Here is a 19,454-nt window from a genome sequence, read left to right on the forward strand (position 1 = left end):
TCAGAGCCACTTCGCTTTACGGAACCGGAAGAACAAATAGAGGTCAATCAGCACCATCACGATCAGCGTCACAGGATAGCCGTGAATCCACTCGATCTCCGGCATGTATTTGAAGTTCATCCCATAGATACCGGCGACCAGGGTCGGCACGGCGATCAGCGCGCCGTAGGCAGCGAGCCGCTTAGTCACTTCGTTTTCCTGCAACGAGACCAGCGACAAGCTCACGGAGATGGCCGTAGTTACCATATCGCGCAAGCTATCGATGGATTGATTTAAGCGCACGAGATGATCTGACACGTCGCGAAAATAATCTTGCAGGCCCAACGCCAACTGCGGCACGCGGCCGCCGTGCAGGCGGCCGATCGCTTCGAGCAAAGGCTCCACGGCATGTCGCAGCGTCATCAACTTTTGCTTGATGCCGTAGAGCGCCTCGATACTCTGGCGCTCGGTCTGTTTGGCAAAGATCCGCTCTTCCACTTGTTCAAGCTCGGTTTCAATGAAATCCAAAATCGGAAAGTAGCGGTCCACCACCGCGTCCATCAGCGCGTAAAGCACGTAGCCCGAGCCATGCTTGAGCAGATCGGGCTCACCTTCGCAGCGCTTACGCACATCAACAAAGCCGCGCTCAGCGCGGCTGCGCACGGAGAGAACATAGTTGGGTCCGACGAAGATGGCGACCTCGCCGACTTTCAACTCCTCGCCGCCATTCTCAATCATGTGCAGCACGACAAACAACGATTGGCCGTACTCTTCGATCTTAGGCCGCTGGTGGCCGTGGTGCGCGTCCTCGACGGCGAGATCATGCAGACCAAATTGAGCTTGCATCGCGGCAAGCTCTTCGGGCTCAGGGTCTTTGATCGCAACCCAGACAAAACAATCTTTGCGCTGAATGTAGGAATGAATCTCGCTTACCGGTATGTCGGCGAGCTTGCGGCCGTCTTGGTAAGCGACGCAGTTAATCAGCATGAAACATTAATGGATAATTGAAAATGGATAATGGATAATGCTCGGAATCACGATCCGAAAAGTTATCCATTGTCCATTATCCATTATCAATTTCTCTTCACGATATTTGGATAATCCACCATATCGCGCTGCCCGCTGTTACGGTAAAGCCGTTTGCCAGCGCGCGGGTAGTCGACGACATCTTGTGGCAACCGTTGCCCGATAACCAAGCAAACGAGGGGCCCGGTGCCGTCGTTGATCGTCTCATGCGCCGGCCCACCGCCGGGGAGGCCAATGAAATCTCCCGGGCCGATCTTGTGCTTCTCCTCGCCGATCACCGCCGTGCCGGTGCCCGACAGCACGTAGATCGCCTCGTCTTCATACTTGTGGCAATGATACTCCGACGAGCGATCGCCCGGCGCGATCGTCATCATATGCACACCCATATTTTTCAAGCCCGCGGCGTCGCCCAGCGACTTGTTGATGCGCTTGCACGCGGGGTTAACGAAATGGACACGCTCTTCGCCTTTCATGGCGGCGATGGCTGCGGCGGATAGATACATCGTACACCTCCCGTGTTTTGGAACATCTATCTAGTCTACTCGCTAAGTAAGAACGGAACGACGACCTCCGCAAGTTCTTCCGGCTTCTCATGCGGAATATGATGCCCCGCCCCTTCGATCGGCACGATCTGGGCGTTGGGAAACAACTGCGCGCGGTGGCCGCGCACCGATTTCATGAAATCGCTCTCGGTGCCGTAGACGAAAAGGATCGGACACTGCAATCGCTTGATGAACGCTTCGATCTGCCCTTCCGACATCGCCGTGGTCGTGCGGTAGCGCAGGATCGGATCGTGCTTCCAGCGGTAGCGCCCGCCTTTGAAATAGGCGCCATGCTCCGCCATGTGCAGCGCCGCGCGATCGGGAATTAGCGGAAAAGTCTTCTGAATCGCTTTGGCGGCGGCTTGCACCGTCTCATGCGGAAACGGAATTTCGATGTAGTCGCGCCCGCTCAAACGCTCGGCGATGATGTTCGGGACTTCTTCGTCCGCGCGCGCAAAAGGCCCCAACGATTCAAGCAGCACCATACGCTTCACACGCTCGGGAAAGGTGCCGGCGTAGAGCAGACACATGCTGCCGCCGAGCGAATGGCCGATGATCGTCACCGGTTCTTTGTCGAGATGCTTCAACAGACCGGCAAGATCGGTCAAAAAATCTTCATGCTGGTACGCACGGCTCAAACCCAACCAGTCGCTATCGCCGTGACCGCGCAGGTCGAGAGCAACAGCGTGCTTGATCGGCACGCCGCGCCGCCTGAGCGCGTCGAGAAAATGATCCCAACTGCGCCCCTGGTCGCGAATGCCGTGGACAAACACGTAGGTATGTTCGTTCGGATCACCCCACTCCCAGTAATGCAGCTTCAAGCCTTCGTGGGTGAAGTAACGCCGCCGTGGATCTCCCTGGTGAGCTTTGCCGTGGGCTTTTGCCGCAACTTTCGGTTTTTTTCCGGTCGCGACCCTGACCCGGGTCGTTTTGGACTTTGCCTTGGTGGTTTTTTTCTTAACCGGCTTTGCTTTCTTCTTCATTGGAGCCCTTCTACACAAGTGAAATTACATCTGGGCATATAACCACGGGCAAATTATTTCTTGCAAGCGGAAAAGCCGACAGCGGCAGGTTCTCCCTGCGACGTTGTCAAACTTGATGGGACGGAAAGCGTAGCAGCCCACAGGATGGGCACGCAGGCCCACCTGTACTGGAAGCATCCATGGAGGTGTGGATTCCGGCAGTCCGTGCCGGAATGACAATTATTCTTTTTCCGAAGCTCTGCGCGCTTCTGCGCCTCAGCGCGAGATAATCAAGTTCCCCGTTAGTGCGTTGCCGTAGCGACTAATGTCGTGCAACCGAAAGCCAGCGCAATCGTGATCCGACCGATCGGTCCAATGCGACTAACCCGTCCAATCACTTCCTCTCCTCTTCAATGAACTTCTGCACAAAGGTCACGATCTCCGGCGAGGCGCGCAGCACGCGCTCGCGCAGCTTTTCGCCGTCCTCGCCGACTTCGAAGCGCGGCTGGAAGCGCATGACTTTTTTCGCTTCGGCGATGAATTCTTCGTCTTTGGCCAATTGGGTGAACGCCTGGCGCATCGCCAGGATCGCTTCTTTGGGCGAATTGGGCGAGAGCAACGCGACCCGATTAAGATTCTGGCTCGCCATGTTGGCGGCCTTCAACACCTCATACTTAATGCCCGTCGGCGGCTTGCCGTAGATCGACGTGTAGACCTCAGTAAAACCCATCAGCTCCGGATAGTCCGGGCTTTTGCGCATGGTGCCGTCGGGGGCGATCACGTCGTGGTAATAAAGCGGCGTGACCATGCCGGTTTTGACCAATTGCGGCTCGACCACGCCGCGATAGCCGGGAATATTTTCGTCATGATACTGAATCTCGTTGCGCTGCACGGCTAGGCGCGCGTCGTTGCTGCTGTTGTAGCCGGTGACGTAGTCGTATTTCACGCCGAGCACATCGAAGGCCAGGCGAAAGCGCAGGTCCTTGTTGCTGTCAAAGCTCAAGCCGCCGGCTTTGAAGCGCTCGGCTTTGACGATGTCCTGGGGCCGCTTGATCCCGGGCGGCACGTCGGAGCGGATGTAGCAGACCGTCACACCCTGCACCGAGGCGATGAACGGCACTTTCATGAGATCGACGCGCAGCGTCGAGCTTTTCATCATCTGGTGATTATAAGGTCCTGTAAAATAGCCGAGGGTCAACCCGTCCGGTTTGGAGCGCTCGCCGAGGAAATTGATGCCGGTGACACCGCCGCCGCCCGACATGTTTTGCACGACGATGGTCGGATTGCCCGGCACATGGCGCGCCAGATGGCGCGCGACGATGCGGCCTTCGATATCGGTCGGGCCGCCGGCCGAGAAGTTGATAAAGAAAGTGACCGTCTTACCTTGGTAATAGGGGCGCTCCGCCGCTGGCAGGTTCGTTGTGATCACGCTCAGGCCGGCGGCGAACAAGAAAATCCGTAGAACGGTCGACATCGTGGACACCTCCAAAATCTTCGGTTGGAATCTGAGAGCTCTCATTATTTCCTTACTTCCTCGACGTATTTGCGGACAAAGTCAACCACCTCTGACGGCGCCCGCAAAACTTTGTCGCGCAGCCGCTCGCCGTCCTCGCCGACGTCGAAGCGCGGGTGAAAGTGCATGGCTTTCTTTGCCTCGGCGATGAACTCCTCATCATTGGACAGCGCAGTAAAGGCCTGGCGCAGAGCCAGTACAGTCTCTTTGGGCACATTCGGCGCCAAGATCGCCACACGGCTTAAATTCTGGCTCGCCATGTTGGCCGCTTTAAGCACGTCGTACTTGATCCCGCTTGGCGCCTTGCCGTTGATCTGAGTAAAAACTTCGGTGAACGAGTCATCCGTGGGGCCGCCCGCCGCGTAGTTGATCAGAAAAGTAATGGTCTTGCCCTGGTTAAATCGGCCGCTCCGCGGCTGGCAAGTTTGCGGCGGCGGCGCTCATCGTTGCGGCGAACAAGAAGATACGGCGTAAGGTCGTCAACATCGTGAAACCTCCATAACCGTTAGATGGCCAATGAAAGTTGTCACTATTTTCTGACTTGCTCAATATACTGCCGCATGAAATCGATGATCTCGTTGGGCACTTGCGTAACCTTTTGCTTGAGCCGCTCGCCGTCCTCGCCGATCTCAAAGCGCGGGTGATAGCGCATCACGCGCTGCGCCTCGGCGAGAAATTCTTCATCTTTGGCCAGCGCAACAAAGGCCTGGCGTAGGGCGAGCACCGCTGCGGTGGGAGTACCGGGCGGCATGAGCGCGACGCGATTCATATTCACGCTGGCGATGTTCGCGGCTTTGAGCGCTTCGTACTTGATGCCCGACGGCGGTTTGCCAAAGATCTGCGTATAGACCTGCGTAAACGAGCTGAACTCGGGAAAGTCCGGGCTCGGCTTGAGCACACCGTCGGGGCTAAAGACATCGTGGTAATAGATCGGCGTCACCATGCCGGTTTTGACCATCTGCGGCTCGACCACACCGCGGTAGCCCGGAATGTTTTCGTCGTGGTACTGGATCTCGTTGCGCTGCACTGCCAGGCGCGCCTCGCTGCTGCTGTTGTAACCGGTCACGTAATCATACTTGAGTCCGAGGATGTCGAAAGCCAGGCGAAAGCGCAGATCTTTGTTGCTGTCGTAGGACAGACCGCCGGCGCGAAACCTCTCGGCCTTGACGATGTCGGTGGGCTTCTTGATCCCCGGCGCCACGTCGGAACGAATGTAACAGGTGGTGACGCCTTGCACCGAGGCGACAAAAGCAAACTTGCCGACGTCGGTGCGCAACCCCGGCGTGCGCATCATCTGCTGGCTGTAGGGGCCGGTGAAATATCCCAAGATGGAGCCGTCGCGCTTGGCCACTTCACCCATGAAATTGACTCCCGTCAGCCCGGCCGCGCCGGGCATGTTCTGCACGATCACCGTGGGAGTGCCGGAAATATGCCTGGCGAGATGCCGGGCGATGATCCGCCCTTCGATGTCGGTGGGTCCGCTGTTAGCGAAGTTGATCAGGAAGGTGATGTTCTTTCCTTGATAAAAGGGCCGCTCCGCCGCAGAGCTTGCGGCAGCGGAAAACCAGCAGCCCAAAAACACGCCAAACCATCGCAACGAAGCAATGTGTTTCATCGGTCCTCCTACGGTTTTTTTTCGTAAAGTGGAACCCTAAACTTAGCGCACACCCAACTCCGCCTTGGCATCGCGCAGATAACTCGAATCGACGTACTTGTTGCCATTGGGCACCGGCCCCTTCGACTGCGATGCTTCCCAATAGATCTGCGTCGCCACGTTCATCCCTTCCAGGTTAATGCTGGCGTCGTTGGGCCAAATCTTATGCTCGATGTAATATTCCCAGCCGCGCCTGACCTGATCGGCAGGCAGCTCCAGCTCTTTTGAAACAAACGCCACCGCCGCTTCTTTATTGGCGTAGAACCAGCGATGCACGTTGATCATCGCTCGCATGAAGCGAACGAACAAAGGACGATTTTTTCTGCCACGCTGCGTGCAACGGTAAACGCGCCGAACTGATAGCTGGGGATCGCATCGACGAGCCGCCCGACGCCGTGATAGCCCTGATCGGCGGCGACAAAATTGAGCGGCACACCCAAAGCCGCCGCATGGACCTGACCAGCAGCGAGCGCCGCCAAAGTCGGCCCGGCGCTGCCGGTGGCAAGGATCTGATAGTCGCGGCCGTACTCGAAGCCTTTCGCTTTGAAATAACGGCGCAGGGCAAAACCCAAGCCCGAAGTCGCGCTGGTGGCGCCAATGATCTTGCCGCGCAGTTCATTCAGCGTCGCAATGTTCTTGCTGGTCATGATCACCTGCGACAACCCGTTGATCGTCCCGCCGATCATCGTCACATCGATGCCGCGCTCCACCGCGGCGATATGGGCGTCCGAACCAGAGGCTGACACATAGACTGATCCGCTGATCACCGCGGCCAGTGATTTATCCGCGCCGCGCACATAGATGAGCTGCGGCTCCAAGTCTTCCTTATCCATGAAGCCAAGCTTGGCCGACGCCAGCATGGGGCCGTAGCCAAGGCTTTTGCTGGTGATGCTGTAGGGAAATTTGGTTTTGCTTTGGGCGAAGCTTGTTAGCGGTGCCAAGACCGTCAGAAGCAGCGATACGACACTAGCAATCTTCATGGAGGACAAGTACCTCGGTGACTATTTGCGCGTCAAGAAGAGCGGGCACGATAAATCGCACCTCCACATTCTGAAACATTTTTGCGATTTTTGCGTCTTTTGCGGCCATTCTTCTTCTGATCCACTCGCAAAGCGCGCCTTTGTGCCCCCTGCGCTCTTTGTGGTTAAATCCTCTTCCCATGCCACCCATCAAATTTGGCGTCGGTCTCTACGGCACCGACAGCGCGCAAGAAGCGGTCAAACTCGGCCAGCTCGCCGACGAACTCGGCTACGACCGTTTTTGGATCGGCGACTCGAACATGATCTGGCGCGAGCTCTACGTCCTTGCCGGCGCCATCGCAGCGACGACCAAACGCATCGCCATCGGCCCCGGTGTGACCCATCTTGCCGGGCGCCACATTACCGTCACCGCCAGCGCTATGGTGACACTGCACGAACTATCCGGCGGCAGGGTTTTCCTCGGCTTCGGCGTCGGCGCCAGCGGGCCAGCCAATATCGGCATGAAGCCCATCGGCGTCGATGAGATTGAAGCGAATATCGAGACGCTGCAGAAGCTCTTTGGCGGCGAGTCCGTTGAGATCAACGGTAAGCAAGCAAAATGCCTGTTCCCCTGCGGCTCCCTGCCAATCTACATCGGCACGCGCGCGCCGCGGGTGATGAAAATGGCGTGCCGTGTTGCCGACGGATTCATCCACTCCGGTGAATCTCCGGTACTCCAAGAACTTGTGAATCAAATTCGCGGCTATACACGCGAAGCCGGCAGAGAAAGCCACTCGGTTGAATTCGTCTATAGACTCCCGTGCGCCATCGACAACGATCCCGCCACGGCTCGTGAAGCGGTGAAAAGCGTCGTCGCCCGTACCGCGATGACGCAACTCGGGCGGCTCTACGATCGCGACAAATTAGACAATGAAGATGACCGCCGCGCCATCGAGCGCATGCGCCGCGAGTACGATACCTACCATCACATGGATGCCGTCCATAGTTATCTGGTGCGGGATGAATGGGTGGAGCGGTTCGCACTGGCAGGAGCGACGGATCGGATCAAAAACAAGGTTCAGGAGTTCGCCGACGCCGGCATCGACGAGTTGACAATCATTCCATGCGGGAAGTCACGGCGAGCGGTGATTGAGAATTTTGCAAAGGCTGCCATCGCCCGGTCGTAGGGTGCGCCGCGCGCACCGAATTCGGAGATGGCGCGCACCCCGCACCCTACAAATTCATTTTGCGCCTTTTGCGTTTTTTGCGGCCAACCTCCGACTGGAACGGCTATTTGGAGAGTTCCTTCGTCGCCTCCCGCAGAAAACTCTGATCGACATATTTTTGCGGCGGCGGCAGCGGTGATTTGTTCTGGGTTTGCTCCCAATAGACTTGGGTGGCGAACTTGACGCCTTCGACGGACAGATCACCATCGCGCGGCCAGATTTTCTGTTCGGTGTAGTATTCCCAACCGCGCCGCGCATATTCCGGTTTCATATCCATCTCTTTGGCAAGAAACGCGATGGCGGCTTCCTTGTTCTCATAGAGCCAGCGGTGCGCAAGGATAATCGCTTTCATGAAGCGCACGATTACCGGGCGATTCTTCTCCGCGAGTGAGCGATAAACCGCGAGCCCGGCCACCTGATAATGTGGCACCAAATCGGCAACGCGGCCGATGGTGTTAAAACCCATGTCAGCGGCGGCGTAGTTGAGCGGCACGGCAATCAACGCTGCGGTGACCTGACCGGAAGACAGCGCGGCGAAAGCCGGTCCCGACCCGCCGGTGCCGATGACGGTGTATTCTCGCGGCTCGATGCCTTTTTGCTTCAGCGCTTCGCGCATGCCGATGGTGGTGCCCGAGTTGACACCGGTGGCACCGATAGTGGCACCGCGCAGATTCTCGTACGTCTTGATGTTCTTGGAGCCCATGATGAAGTGCGTCAATCCATTGATCGTGCCGCCGATCATGACCAGATCGATGCCATTTTCCTTCGCCGCGATCGGACCGTCGGCTCCCGATGACAAGACTTGCACAGAACCGCCGACCAGCGCCTGCACCGATTTGTCCGAACCGCGCACGACGACGAGCTGGACGTCTAGTCCCTGTCGATCGAAGAAACCTTGCTTGGAAGCGATCCAGAGAGGGCCGTAGCCTAGCGTCTTACTGGAGACGGCCATGGGGAATTTGATTTTTTCTTGGGCGTGCAGCGGCGTACAAAAAACGACGAAGAGTGTGAGGAGAAGAGCAAACAAAGAGAAACTGGCCATTACGTTTTCCTCCGTTCTCTGCACGTCCAAACGTAGGGTGCGCCGTGCGCACCACTTCCGGAAACGGTGCACATGGCGCACCTACTGCCTCCGTCAGCCCTCGGGCGTGATGAATCACGCCCCTACACCGAATGCCCTTTGCGCTTTTTGCGGTTAACTCTTAGCTCAGTGAGCCGCTACGAACATCTCACGCACTTTGACCTTGTTCACCTTGCCGACCTCGGTGTGCGGCAGCGACTCGACGAAATCCACTGTCTTTGGAACTTTGTAGGCGGACAATTTGTCTTTACAGTAGCTCAACAGCTCAGCGCTTTGCATTTTAGCGCCGGGCTTGAGCACGATGATCGCCTTTAACGCTTCGCCCCACTGCGGATCGGGCACACCTATCACAGCGGCTTCAAGCACGTCGGGGTGGCTATAGATCACGCTCTCGATTTCCAAGGGGTAGATGCTGATGCCGCCGCTCTTGACCATGTCTTTTTTTCGGCCGGAGACAAACAAGTAGCCTTCTTCGTCAAAGTAGCCCAGATCGCCGGTGTAGAACCAGCCGTCGCGAAAGGAGGCGTTGGTGGCATCGGGATTCTTGTAGTAGCCGTGGGTCGCCAACGGGCTCTGGCAGATGATCTCGCCCACCTCGCCCACTCTCACTGGCATGCCGGCGTCGTCAACGACGCGCAAATCGACGCACCAGACAGGGCGGCCGGCGGAGTTGGCTTTCTCGGCGGCATCGCCAGGCTTGGAGATCGCCATCTGACCGGAATCCGTCGAAGCATAAGTACGATAGACATTGGGCGTCAAATTTTTCTTGAGCGATTCCAAGATTGCCGGATGGACTTTGCCGCCGGTGATCGCTAGACAGCGCAACGAGCTGGTGTCGTATTTCTTCGATTCCAGCACATGCAGCATGCGCTCGCACATGACCGGCACGGCGCCGACGTAGGTGACTTTTTCCCGCTCTATGGTCTTCAGCACTTCTTCGGCGTCGAAGCGCTCGTGCAAGATCATCGTACCGCCGTAGTAGATGATGCCCAGAGTAAATGAACGACCCGCATTGAAATAAATCGGCGAAGATAGAATCGCCTTATCGTGGGCGCCGAGCCCTTTTTCGATGGCGTTATTAATGCAATGAAATACAAACGTCCGCTGCGTCGCCAGACAGCCTTTGGGAAAGCCGGTGGTGCCGGAGGTTAACAGAATCGCGAAGGGATCGTCTTCGCTTACGTGAATATCTGGCTCCTCCGAACTTTGCCCATTCAGCAAGCCGCCGTAGCTCAAGTCCCCTGAGAGCGAAACTGATTTGACGTCGGCAAGATTCTTAAGCTTCTTGGCGTTCTCGAACTCCTGAACACAGTCTTCTTGAAGAATGATAAACTTGGGCTCCAGCGCGGCAATCGTCGAGCCCATCTCCAGCGCTTTCCATTTCACATCGAGCGGGATGGCCAACGCGCCGATTTTTGCCGTCGCGAAAACGATCTCCAGATGCTCGATCCGATTGCCCACCGACAACGCCACGCCATCACCGCGTTTGACGCCGATCGATAATAAACCGCGCGCAAGCTGATTCACCCGCGCGTTCAAATCAGCATAGCTGATCTCGCGAAAGCGATCCTTCGCCGCGATCTTAACCGGAAATTTCCAGGCGTTACGGCGCAAGCCGTCGCCCATTAGCATTGGTACGAAATTCATAGCGTCTCGGGTCCAGCGTCTGGTGTCTAGCGTTTTCCGGATTCAACCCCAGACACTAAACGCTAGACGTTTCTTATCTCCCTTTCCAATTCGCCGGCCGCTTTTCGACAAACGCCTTGGGCCCTTCTTTGGCGTCTTCGGTCTGCATCACCATGCTTTGTAAGTCCGACTCGTAGCGCAGCCCCTGTTCAAAGGTCATATCCATGCCTTTGTAGATCGCGTCTTTGATATAACGTAGCGCGAGCGGTGCGCCCTTGAGAAACGACTGGGCCAGCTTCTCGCCCGCTGGAATGAGTTGATCGTAGGGCACGACTTGATTGACCAGACCGATGCGATGGCACTCGGCGGCATCGTACAATTCGCCGGAGAGACAAATCTCCAGCGCTTTTGGCAAGCCGACGATGCGCGGCAGACGCTGCGTGCCGCCGGAGCCCGCCATGAAGCCCAACCGCACTTCGCTAACGCCGAGACGCGCACCCTCAGCGGCAATGCGAATATCGCAGGCCAGGCTCATGAGTAGACCGGTGCCAACGGTATACCCATGACAGAGCGCCATAGTGACCTTATTCATCGCCGCGATCGCCGGCGCCGGCGTACCGGGGATGGCATTGAACTTATCCTGGCGCGCAATCAGCGGCGAGGCCGGCTCCGCCGTCCCGGCTTCGTTCGATTTCACCCGGTCTTTGATATCGCCGCCGACGGAAAATGCCCGCTCGCCGTTGGCCTTGAAGATGACGACTTGAACGTTGGGGTCCTCTTCCGCGTCTCGGCAGTAGCCAACGATGGCTTTCACCATGTCGCGGTTGACCGCGTTCAATGATTCGGGACGGTTTAACGTGATCCACGCGATTTTGTTTTTAACCTCGTAGAGAATTTTTTCGTCTGGCATTTGGATTCCTCTGTTGGATTTATTTCATCGAACCATGCAGGGGCCGACATGCGTGTCGGCAATCTGGACGGGCGACCGCCGGTCGCCCCTACATCGCTTTTATACCCTATTTAATAATCTTACTCGCCCGCGCCAGCACATCTGGCGGGATCGTCACGCCGATCTGCTTGGCGGTTTTCAGATTGACGATGAAATCAAATTTCGTCGGCTGCTCCACCGGCAGCTCCGCCGGCTTGCGCCCCTTGAGAATTTTATCCACAAATGTGGGTGCGCGACGGAAGAATTGAATGGGATCGGGCCCGTAGAACAGCAAGCCACCCGCTTCGGCGAATTGAAATCCATCCGAGATTGTCGGCAGACGATTTTTGACGGCGAGTTCGGCGATGCGCTGACCCTGCCCGAGTACGGCGGGAAAAAGCGTCTGAATGATCACAGCGCCGACACCGTCTTTCTTCATCGTCGCAAAGGCGCTCTCGATTTCCTCGACTCCATTCAATACCCGCGGCTTAAACCCGATCTTAAAACTCTGGGCTGCCTCCTGCGCTTCCTTAACGAACTGCCGATGAGCTGGATCCGGTCCATAGGCAAGAAACGATATTTGAGAAAGCTTTGGGAGAACTTCCCGCAGCAGCTCCAGACGCTTGCCGGCAAGCTCGGGCAGTATGTTGGTATTTCCTGTGATGTTGCCGCCTGGCTGGGCAAGGCTAGCGACAAAGCCGCTCCCTACGGCGTCCGCCGTGGTGACCATGACAATGGGAATCGTTTTGGTTGCGTTCTTTGCCGCGCTAACCGCGGGCGTGGCTGTCGCCGCTATGATATCGACTTTCATGGCGACCAGTTCGTCTGCAAGCGCCGCCAAAGTTTCAATCTTATTTGCCGCCCAACGATACTCTATGGAGATCGTCTGGCCATCAATGTAGCCAAGCTCGCGCAGTCCTTGCACAAAGGCTTCATCCCTCACGCTGAGCTTGGCAGATAGCGAAAGGTAGCCGATGCGAGGGACTTTTCCCGTCTGCTGCGCAAGAACCGCTCCGTCGATGACGACGGTGATAGCGATAGCGAAAATTCCAACCCATTTTTGATTTTGGATTCTGGATTTTCGATTGCCAGACCGGAACCTTGAAATTAGCACCCGTCTTCTCAGCCGTTTATATGTTTCTCTCAACCTAAACATCCGATTATCCAAAATCCAAAATCGCAAATCCAAAATTCTTCATCTCCCTTTCCACACCGGCGCGCGCTTCTCGGCGAACGCGCGCGGGCCTTCTTTGCTGTCTTCCGTCGTTCCCACCAAGGCCGAAAGATCGGACTCCAGGCGAAATCCCTCATCGATCGACAGCTGGATGCCCTTGGTGATCGCTTCCTTGATGAACATCACCGACATCGGTGCGCCTTTGAGGATGCGGCCGGCCAGCTCTTCCGCCGCCTTCATGACGTCGGCGGCGGGCACGGCGTGGTTAACCAGTCCGAGCTTTTCCGCTTCCGCTCCGCTTACATTGTCACCGGTCATGCAGATCTCCAGCGCCTTGGCGACGCCGACCGTGCGGGCAAGCCGCTGCGTGCCGCCGGCGCCGGGGATGATGCCGCGCTTTACTTCGGCGAGGCCGAGTTTGGCGTCTTCGGCGGCGATGCGCATATCGCAGGCGAGGGCAAATTCCAAACCGCCGCCGACGCAATAACCGCGGATCGCCGCGATCGTCGGTTTGGTCAACGCCGCCACGGCGCGGGTCTGCGTGTGGATACTCAGGCCCGACAGTTTTGCCGCGCGCCGCTCGATCGGCGAGATGCCGCCTTCGGCGCGTTCTTTCAAATCCATTCCCGCCGAGAAAGCTTTCTCGCCGGCGCCGGTAAAGATCGCGACACGAATGCCAGCATCCTCTTCGACCATTCTGCAAGCATCGCACAGCTCGCCCGCCATCTTGCGGTTCACCGCGTTCATCGACTCGGGCCGGTTAAACGTCACGTAGGCAATCTGGTTGCGCACTTCGAATAACACATGTTCAAAAGCCATGGCTGTTTCCTTTCTACATGCCTCTGCTTTTTCGCTCTTCTCTGACGCGATCGAGAAATGACAAATCCAAAAACTCGGCGGGCTTCAGGCCCAGCGGCGCCAGTTCTTTGTCGTTGACGATCAAATTCTCAATCGACTTTGCCGAGATCATCGGCAGCCCCGGCGTCATTTGACTGTAGGCGCGGCGCGTCTCTTCCAATTCCTCACGGCTCCTCGACCGGTAATACTCGCCGAGATATTGATAGACTTTTTCCTTATTCGCTTCGTCACGGTAAAAGTCCATACCGTCAGCCAGGCCGCGCACGAAGTTTAACACCGTGTCGTAGTCCGATTTGATGAACGAGCGAGTCGTCAACGTCGCCGAGATCGGATACTCGAACTCCTGCTTGGACAAATCGATGTGCATCGTCATTCCCGCCTTGCGCGCCATCAGCGTAAAGGGCGGCTGCACGACCGTGGCTTCGAGATTACCTCCCGTAATCGCTGCCCAGCGGTTGCCCATATTGCCCGCCGCGATGATCGAGACATCCTTGTCGGGATTGAGTCCCAACTGCCGCGCCGCGTGGCGCGCGATGAAGTCGGAACTGGCCCCCAGCGCGCTGACGCCTATGCGCTTACCCTTGAGATCTTCGGTCCGCTTGATGGACGGAATCGAGACCAATTGATAATCGAGCTTGTTGCCCACCGCCGCGATGGCGACGAGGTCCTTGGCACCGCGCGCCCAGGCGCGCATCCCCGCCGGCCCGCCTTCCATACCGATGAACAACTCGCGCGCCAACATCGCCTGAATCGCCGCCACACTGCCGGCGATATGCACCGCGCGCAGACGCAGCCCATGCTTCTCGAACGAACCGGACTTATGCGAGACCCAGAAAAAGCTCGTTGAGCCGCCGATGGGATAGGAGACCGTGATCTCGCGGAGGGGTTTGGGTTGGGCGGACGTGTCGCCAACGAAAGCCACCGCAATGAAGAAAAACGAGAAGACTAGAGACCGACAAATCTTCGTCATCGCTGCTCCCTCGCATGCCCTCGTGAATCAACACTTGAAGCGGCAATTCTTACCCTCGCCCTCTGGGAGAGGGTAGGGTGAGGGCGCTTCAAAGCGTCACTTATACGCTCGAGTACACCGGTCGTGTTCGTCAGCACTTCATCATTCCAGAAACGCAAAACGCGAAACCCTTGGCGCTCAAGAAACTGCGTCCGATCACGGTCTTCGGCTAATCTGCCGGCGTGCTGGCCGCCATCCAACTCGACGACGAGAGCTCTCTCCACGCAGCAAAAATCGGCGATGAACGGACCGATCGGATGTTGTCGCCGAAATTTTGCTCCGAACAATTGATTCGCTCGCAAGCAGGCCCAAAGCTTCTTTTCCGCGTCGGTTGTTGCAGATCTGAGCTTACGTGCGCGGAGTTTTTGATTTTGTGAATATGGCAGCACGAGCGTGCCCTCACCCTAACCCTCTCCCAGAGGGCGAGGGAACTTCGGAATCATGCGTCTTTGATTCCGATCGATGGTCTTCAATCCAAAATCCAAAAGCGGCCCTGCGGACGGAAATCCAAAATCGTTCAGGCCAGCTCAAAACACGGCAGCTTAATTTCCGGATTGTGCGTCTGCTCGAATCTCACTTTCACCCGGTCGCCCATCTTCACTTTTTCTTTGTTGTCACCGAGCAGTCTACTCTCAATGATCACACCTTCGTCGAGAATCACATTGATGTAATAAATCGGCGCGTCTTCTTTGAACGCCGGGTTGCGCGGCACACGCACCAGCGTGAAGCTATGGATTTTGCCGGTGCCTTTGGCTTCGAACCAATCGACTTCGCCAAAGCAATCGACGCAGGCGATGCGCGGGAAGAACTGCACTTTGCTGCAGCTTTTGCATTTCTGCAGTAGAAACTTATTGTTTTTCGCGCCCTCCCAAAACGGCCGGTCGACCGGGTTGATCTTGGGCAAACTTTTTTGCGGTGCTCTTGCTTCAGCCATTACTTTCTCCTTTCCAGGACCATGGCGCTGGTCGTCCCGAGGTTGCGCCCGTAGTTGAGCCAGCCGATGCCGGTGACCAGTGCGCGCTCGGCTTTTTTCACCTGATGACCTTCGGCTTCGCCGCGCAACTGCCGCAGCGCTTCGACGACATGCAAAAATCCACCGGCGAGCCCTGCCTGTCCCACAGACAACTCACCGCCGCCGGTGTTGACCGGAAAATCACCGTTGTAGGTCAGGTCGTGGGCATCGACGAACTTGCCGATCTCGCCTTTTTTGCAGTAGCCGAAGTCTTCGATCTGAATCATCACGGCAATCGGGTAGTCGTCGTAAATTTCGAAAATATCGATGTCCTCGCGCTTCACCTCGGAAAAAATCTTTTCACCGACCACTTTCATGCCGAAGGTGGTCTTTTCCGGCAGCATGTTAGCCACTTGATAGTGTACGCGCTCGGCGTCAGTTACCAAGTACACCAACTTATCGGTGATCTGCTTGGCCTTTTCCTCTGATGCAATGATCAGGCACTCTGCCCCCGAGCACGGCATGACGCAATCGAATAATCTGATTGGGTCGGAGATCATGCGCGAATTCAAATAATCCTCCATGCTCATTGGCACACGGAACAGCGCTTGCGGATTATTGAGCGCGTTGAAGCGCTGCGCGGTGGCGACCCTGCCGGTCTGCTGCAGCGTCGTGCCGAAGTTCTCCATGTGCAAGCGCTGGATCAGCGCCATCAAGGAATTCGGCCCGCCGTAGCCGTAAACGTCGACGAAATTGCCGCGCTGATATTCCAATGGCCGCTGGTGCGCGACGCTCCGGTCAAACGAATTGCCGGCAAGCAGCAGGGCGATATCGAGATGGCCGCATTCGATGGCATCCGCCGCCCGGCTCACCGCGCCGACGCCGCTGGCGCCGCCGTAGTCGGCGTTCAACACCCAGCCGAGCTCAAAGCCCAACTGCTCCGCCACGTGCGGCGCGGTGTCGGGACTTGCTTGGGTCGTCACCGACAGGCCATCGATATCTTTCTTCTTCAACCCGGTTTGATTCAACGCCGAGCGGATCGCCTTGGCATATTGCCCCAGCAGCGACTCCTCCGAGTTGCGCGAATACTCCGTCGAGCCGTAGCCGACTAGACAAGTTTTCCTTCGTTTCATGCTTGCTCCTTCCTTCGTCACTGTTTCGAGTTTCGGGTTTTGGGTTCAACTCGAAACTCGGAACACGAAACCCAAAACGAGCGATTACTGGCCTTGTAGGAATCGCTCTCCCTTCGTTCGGTTCATTTCAGACTCCTGCCCATACAACAACCGCATCATCCTGGTTTCTCGATAGAACGTTTCAAACGGAAATTCTTTGGTTACGCCGTAACCGCCGTGGAATTGGATCGCCGTGTCGGCGGCATCGAAGGCCATTTTTGCCGCGCGCTTTTTTGCCAACGCGGCGGCGTAAAAATAGGGCAAATCGTTGTCGGCATGCCATGCTGCGTCAAGTGTCTGCCAGGTGGCGGTCTGTAGATCGATGGACAAATCTGCGAGCTTGAATTGGATCCCCTGGCGCTCGGCCAAGCGCCGGCCAAACGTGACGCGATTCTTGGTATGTTCTAAGGTAGTGGCAAGACACCTCGTGGCAATGCCGAGACAGCGCGCCGCGATGCGCAGCTGCTCAGCGGCGACGAGTTCCGCAATTTCCGACTCGAAGCCCAGCAAACGATCTTTGGGCAGCTTGCACTCGCGCAAGATCAACCGGCCCACCTGCGCGTCGATCGTCAGATCGGTTTCGCTGTCGACGGCCACGCCGGTGGTGGCACGATCCAAAACAAACAACCCCGCGCGCTGTGAGCCTTCCTCGCGCGCCGGCAGGAGAAATATCTCCGCCAGCGGATCAAACACGTCGAGCTCGCTGTTGCTCAGAACATAGCCGTCTTTGGTTTCACGAAAGCGCGTCGTCAGTCCCTCGAGTGCGCCGCTCTGATGGAGCTGAGCGAAGGCGAGCGACAGCGCCATCTCACCGGCAACCAACTTTCCGCTATGCTCGCTGCGCGCCATCAGCGCCGGCACGCAAGCCGGCGCGATCGGCAGCACCGTGCGACCAAACTCACGGTGGATCAAAACCCGCGCCACCATCGACAGCGCTTGACCATCCGACGCCTCGGGTATCTCTAATGAAAAGAGACCGATGCGCCGCGCCATTTTGGTGAGCTGCTGCGCCAACTGCGCATCGAGCTCGCGCAGCGGCGGATCGCCCGGCGGCAGAAATAGTTCGTTCTGTTTGAGAAAAGCCCCCTCGCGCGTGATCAGCTCGCGATTGACGAACTGCCGCGCGGTTTCTTGAATCAGCTTTTCTTCTTCTGAGAGGCGAAATTCCATAAAACTTTTTCACCACGGAGGCACGAAGATCACGAAGTTCAGAAAGCGATTTTTCTTTTTGTCTTCGCGATTTGTTTACCCTGAGCGGCAGGGGCGGCGCGATAAATCGCGCCCCTACATCCTAATTCTTTTTTTTGCGCCTTTTGCGCATTTTGCGGTTAAATCATCCGTTTCCGAAATTCTCTCACCCTACTGCGGTTCCAGCGGTCCCACGCCGGCCCGATACAATGCCCGTTGAATGATATGCCGCTGGATCTCCGACGGGCCCTCGATAATCCGCCGCGCTCGGGCGTGGCGGAAGGCGCGCGCGACCACGTATTCTTTGCGCAGCGCTGCGGGCCCGAGCGCTTCCAACGCGAAGTCGATGATCTTGTGGAGCAACTCCGTTCCAAACAGCTTCACATTGGCGGCTTCGACGCGCACGTCCATTTTTTGATCGGCCTTCCAGGAGCCCAAATAGGTCAGCGTGCGCAGCGCTTCGAGCTCGCCGAGATAGTGCCCGAAGATTTCCGTGTACTTCGCCGCTTCTTTTGGGTCGCGGCGCACCTGGTTGGCGACCACGCGTAGAATCCGCTGCGCCTGGCCGTGGGCGCGCATGCCGACTTGAAAGCGGCGCGCGCCGAGCCAAGCCTGATTCAGCGCCCAGCCGTTGCCGACTTCGCCCAACACTTGCGATTTGTGCACGCGGCAATCTTCGAACAGCAATTCGCAGGGCTCGGTGCCGGCGATGGTGGCGATGCTGCGCACGACGCGATAGCCCGGCGTGCCGGTTTCGATTAAGAAACATGTCACGCCTTCGCGGCCTTTGGTGCCCGGCAAGCGGGCGAACAACTGCACAAAATCGGCCACGTCAGCAAAGGTCGGAAAGACTTTGCTCCCATTGATGACGAAGTAATCGCCATCGGGCGTCGCCGTCGTCTCTAGCATCGAAGGATCAGCGCCCGAAGCCGGCTCGCTTAAGCCAAAAGCCGAAGTTTTTTCACCGCGAATGCAGGGCCACAAGAAACGATCAATCTGCTCGCCCTTACAATTGAATAAGATGTTCGAGACGTGGTTGCCGAGCTCGAACGGGATCGAGCTCTTCTCCAGCTCCTCGGTCGCCGCGATCATCGCCAAGTTGCTGACTTCCAAGCCGCCGTAGGCTTTGGGAACATCGAGATACCAGAGCCCTTTGGCTTCGGCCTTCTTCTCCAGCCCTTCCATCAACGCTATGTAGCGCTTCACTTCCGGATCGCGGCTCAGTTTCGCCCGGCTTTTCCAGCGCGTGCCTTCGAAAATGTCGGGTGCGTCAGTAAATTCCGCTTCCAGCGGAACCAATTCATCGCGGACGAACGCCGCCACGGTCTGGCGCAGGCTTTCTTCTTCGGCGGTGAGATGAAAATCCATCGATGGCGGTACTCCCACTGTTTGCCTTAACACAGATTAATTTTTGACAGCAACCCGTTTTTCACAAAACCCGCCTTTCCGATTGACCCACGATTCCGCGCTATGTTAATTCGTTCGCTGCGGCTGATATCCGCCGAGTCCTTCGACAGGCTCAGGACGAACGGAAAAAACCATAGACCGGCGAATAAATCCGTTCATGCCGAGCCCTTCGGCTTGGTTCGCCACCTGCCTGTCGAA

20 protein-coding genes are annotated in these 19,454 nt (G+C 57.1%); 1 reads left to right on the plus strand and 19 read right to left on the minus strand.

Features of this window, described 5'->3' with window-relative positions:
* The 8 genes from corA to FJ145_05335 form a co-directional block, all read right to left on the minus strand.
* Nucleotides 1-966, minus strand: a complete 966-nt coding sequence (corA, locus tag FJ145_05300) for a magnesium/cobalt transporter CorA (protein MBM4260843.1) — start codon at nucleotides 964-966, stop codon at nucleotides 1-3.
* Nucleotides 967-1,052: 86 nt separating this feature from the next.
* Nucleotides 1,053-1,508, minus strand: a complete 456-nt coding sequence (locus tag FJ145_05305; protein MBM4260844.1) for a cupin domain-containing protein — start codon at nucleotides 1,506-1,508, stop codon at nucleotides 1,053-1,055.
* A 35-nt stretch (nucleotides 1,509-1,543) separates the two neighbouring features.
* Nucleotides 1,544-2,530 carry an alpha/beta hydrolase gene (locus tag FJ145_05310; protein ID MBM4260845.1) on the minus strand — a complete coding sequence of 329 codons (987 nt, stop codon included), beginning with the start codon at nucleotides 2,528-2,530 and terminating at the stop codon, nucleotides 1,544-1,546.
* A gap of 373 nt (nucleotides 2,531-2,903) precedes the next feature.
* Nucleotides 2,904-3,983 (minus strand): hypothetical protein, encoded by a 1,080-nt coding sequence (locus FJ145_05315; protein MBM4260846.1) that lies wholly within the window; start codon nucleotides 3,981-3,983, stop codon nucleotides 2,904-2,906.
* 44 nt (nucleotides 3,984-4,027) lie between these two features.
* Complete coding sequence (locus FJ145_05320; protein ID MBM4260847.1) at nucleotides 4,028-4,282, minus strand: hypothetical protein; 255 nt, start codon at nucleotides 4,280-4,282, stop codon at nucleotides 4,028-4,030.
* 269 nt (nucleotides 4,283-4,551) lie between these two features.
* Nucleotides 4,552-5,637, minus strand: a complete 1,086-nt coding sequence (locus FJ145_05325) for a hypothetical protein (protein MBM4260848.1) — start codon at nucleotides 5,635-5,637, stop codon at nucleotides 4,552-4,554.
* 42 nt (nucleotides 5,638-5,679) lie between these two features.
* The gene (locus tag FJ145_05330; GenBank protein ID MBM4260849.1) at nucleotides 5,680-5,961 is read right to left on the minus strand and encodes a hypothetical protein; all 282 of its coding nucleotides are present in this window, start codon (nucleotides 5,959-5,961) and stop codon (nucleotides 5,680-5,682) included.
* On the minus strand, nucleotides 5,958-6,656 hold the full coding sequence (locus FJ145_05335; protein ID MBM4260850.1) for an ABC transporter substrate-binding protein: 699 nt from the start codon (nucleotides 6,654-6,656) through the stop codon (nucleotides 5,958-5,960). Before FJ145_05335 ends, FJ145_05330 begins: the two co-directional genes overlap by 4 nt.
* Before the next feature lie 179 nt (nucleotides 6,657-6,835).
* Here FJ145_05335 and FJ145_05340 point away from each other — a divergent pair, with 179 nt between their 5' ends.
* Nucleotides 6,836-7,822, plus strand: a complete 987-nt coding sequence (locus FJ145_05340) for an LLM class flavin-dependent oxidoreductase (protein MBM4260851.1) — start codon at nucleotides 6,836-6,838, stop codon at nucleotides 7,820-7,822.
* Between the two features lie 103 nt (nucleotides 7,823-7,925).
* On the opposite strand, the gene FJ145_05345 is transcribed toward FJ145_05340, so the two are convergent.
* The 11 genes from FJ145_05345 to FJ145_05395 form a co-directional block, all read right to left on the minus strand.
* On the minus strand, nucleotides 7,926-8,903 hold the full coding sequence (locus FJ145_05345; GenBank protein ID MBM4260852.1) for an ABC transporter substrate-binding protein: 978 nt from the start codon (nucleotides 8,901-8,903) through the stop codon (nucleotides 7,926-7,928).
* Nucleotides 8,904-9,068: 165 nt separating this feature from the next.
* The gene (locus FJ145_05350; GenBank protein ID MBM4260853.1) at nucleotides 9,069-10,589 is read right to left on the minus strand and encodes a long-chain fatty acid--CoA ligase; all 1,521 of its coding nucleotides are present in this window, start codon (nucleotides 10,587-10,589) and stop codon (nucleotides 9,069-9,071) included.
* 73 nt (nucleotides 10,590-10,662) lie between these two features.
* The gene (locus tag FJ145_05355; GenBank protein ID MBM4260854.1) at nucleotides 10,663-11,478 is read right to left on the minus strand and encodes a hypothetical protein; all 816 of its coding nucleotides are present in this window, start codon (nucleotides 11,476-11,478) and stop codon (nucleotides 10,663-10,665) included.
* A 106-nt stretch (nucleotides 11,479-11,584) separates the two neighbouring features.
* Complete coding sequence (locus tag FJ145_05360) at nucleotides 11,585-12,685, minus strand: ABC transporter substrate-binding protein (GenBank protein ID MBM4260855.1); 1,101 nt, start codon at nucleotides 12,683-12,685, stop codon at nucleotides 11,585-11,587.
* Between the two features lie 6 nt (nucleotides 12,686-12,691).
* Nucleotides 12,692-13,489 (minus strand): hypothetical protein, encoded by a 798-nt coding sequence (locus FJ145_05365; protein MBM4260856.1) that lies wholly within the window; start codon nucleotides 13,487-13,489, stop codon nucleotides 12,692-12,694.
* A gap of 13 nt (nucleotides 13,490-13,502) precedes the next feature.
* Complete coding sequence (locus FJ145_05370; protein MBM4260857.1) at nucleotides 13,503-14,498, minus strand: ABC transporter substrate-binding protein; 996 nt, start codon at nucleotides 14,496-14,498, stop codon at nucleotides 13,503-13,505.
* On the minus strand, nucleotides 14,495-14,923 hold the full coding sequence (locus FJ145_05375) for an endonuclease domain-containing protein (GenBank protein ID MBM4260858.1): 429 nt from the start codon (nucleotides 14,921-14,923) through the stop codon (nucleotides 14,495-14,497). Before FJ145_05375 ends, FJ145_05370 begins: the two co-directional genes overlap by 4 nt.
* 131 nt (nucleotides 14,924-15,054) lie before the next feature.
* Nucleotides 15,055-15,471 carry a hypothetical protein gene (locus tag FJ145_05380; protein ID MBM4260859.1) on the minus strand — a complete coding sequence of 139 codons (417 nt, stop codon included), beginning with the start codon at nucleotides 15,469-15,471 and terminating at the stop codon, nucleotides 15,055-15,057.
* Nucleotides 15,471-16,622, minus strand: coding sequence for a thiolase family protein (locus FJ145_05385; GenBank protein ID MBM4260860.1), 1,152 nt, complete (start codon nucleotides 16,620-16,622; stop codon nucleotides 15,471-15,473). The genes FJ145_05380 and FJ145_05385 overlap by 1 nt, the downstream gene beginning before the upstream one ends.
* Nucleotides 16,623-16,706: 84 nt before the next feature.
* Nucleotides 16,707-17,831, minus strand: a complete 1,125-nt coding sequence (locus tag FJ145_05390) for an acyl-CoA dehydrogenase (GenBank protein ID MBM4260861.1) — start codon at nucleotides 17,829-17,831, stop codon at nucleotides 16,707-16,709.
* Nucleotides 17,832-18,020: 189 nt separating this feature from the next.
* Nucleotides 18,021-19,217 (minus strand): acyl-CoA dehydrogenase, encoded by a 1,197-nt coding sequence (locus FJ145_05395; protein ID MBM4260862.1) that lies wholly within the window; start codon nucleotides 19,215-19,217, stop codon nucleotides 18,021-18,023.
* Nucleotides 19,218-19,454: the final 237 nt, after the last annotated feature.

It is taken from the genome of Deltaproteobacteria bacterium, assembly GCA_016874755.1.
GTDB lineage: Bacteria > Desulfobacterota > Binatia > UBA9968 > UBA9968 > DP-20.

Bases quoted from the DNA above. Each gene is read 5' to 3' on its own strand.
- corA (MBM4260843.1), bottom strand. From the start codon at position 966: ATGCTGATTAACTGCGTCGCTTACCAAGACGGCCGCAAGCTCGCCGAC.
- FJ145_05305 (MBM4260844.1), bottom strand. From the start codon at position 1,508: ATGTATCTATCCGCCGCAGCCATCGCCGCCATGAAAGGCGAAGAGCGT.
- FJ145_05310 (MBM4260845.1), bottom strand. From the start codon at position 2,530: ATGAAGAAGAAAGCAAAGCCGGTTAAGAAAAAAACCACCAAGGCAAAG.
- FJ145_05315 (MBM4260846.1), bottom strand. From the start codon at position 3,983: ATGTCGACCGTTCTACGGATTTTCTTGTTCGCCGCCGGCCTGAGCGTG.
- FJ145_05320 (MBM4260847.1), bottom strand. From the start codon at position 4,282: ATGGCGAGCCAGAATTTAAGCCGTGTGGCGATCTTGGCGCCGAATGTG.
- FJ145_05325 (MBM4260848.1), bottom strand. From the start codon at position 5,637: ATGAAACACATTGCTTCGTTGCGATGGTTTGGCGTGTTTTTGGGCTGC.
- FJ145_05330 (MBM4260849.1), bottom strand. From the start codon at position 5,961: ATGATCAACGTGCATCGCTGGTTCTACGCCAATAAAGAAGCGGCGGTG.
- FJ145_05335 (MBM4260850.1), bottom strand. From the start codon at position 6,656: ATGAAGATTGCTAGTGTCGTATCGCTGCTTCTGACGGTCTTGGCACCG.
- FJ145_05340 (MBM4260851.1), top strand. From the start codon at position 6,836: ATGCCACCCATCAAATTTGGCGTCGGTCTCTACGGCACCGACAGCGCG.
- FJ145_05345 (MBM4260852.1), bottom strand. From the start codon at position 8,903: ATGGCCAGTTTCTCTTTGTTTGCTCTTCTCCTCACACTCTTCGTCGTT.
- FJ145_05350 (MBM4260853.1), bottom strand. From the start codon at position 10,589: ATGAATTTCGTACCAATGCTAATGGGCGACGGCTTGCGCCGTAACGCC.
- FJ145_05355 (MBM4260854.1), bottom strand. From the start codon at position 11,478: ATGCCAGACGAAAAAATTCTCTACGAGGTTAAAAACAAAATCGCGTGG.
- FJ145_05365 (MBM4260856.1), bottom strand. From the start codon at position 13,489: ATGGCTTTTGAACATGTGTTATTCGAAGTGCGCAACCAGATTGCCTAC.
- FJ145_05370 (MBM4260857.1), bottom strand. From the start codon at position 14,498: ATGACGAAGATTTGTCGGTCTCTAGTCTTCTCGTTTTTCTTCATTGCG.
- FJ145_05380 (MBM4260859.1), bottom strand. From the start codon at position 15,471: ATGGCTGAAGCAAGAGCACCGCAAAAAAGTTTGCCCAAGATCAACCCG.
- FJ145_05385 (MBM4260860.1), bottom strand. From the start codon at position 16,622: ATGAAACGAAGGAAAACTTGTCTAGTCGGCTACGGCTCGACGGAGTAT.
- FJ145_05390 (MBM4260861.1), bottom strand. From the start codon at position 17,831: ATGGAATTTCGCCTCTCAGAAGAAGAAAAGCTGATTCAAGAAACCGCG.
- FJ145_05395 (MBM4260862.1), bottom strand. From the start codon at position 19,217: ATGGATTTTCATCTCACCGCCGAAGAAGAAAGCCTGCGCCAGACCGTG.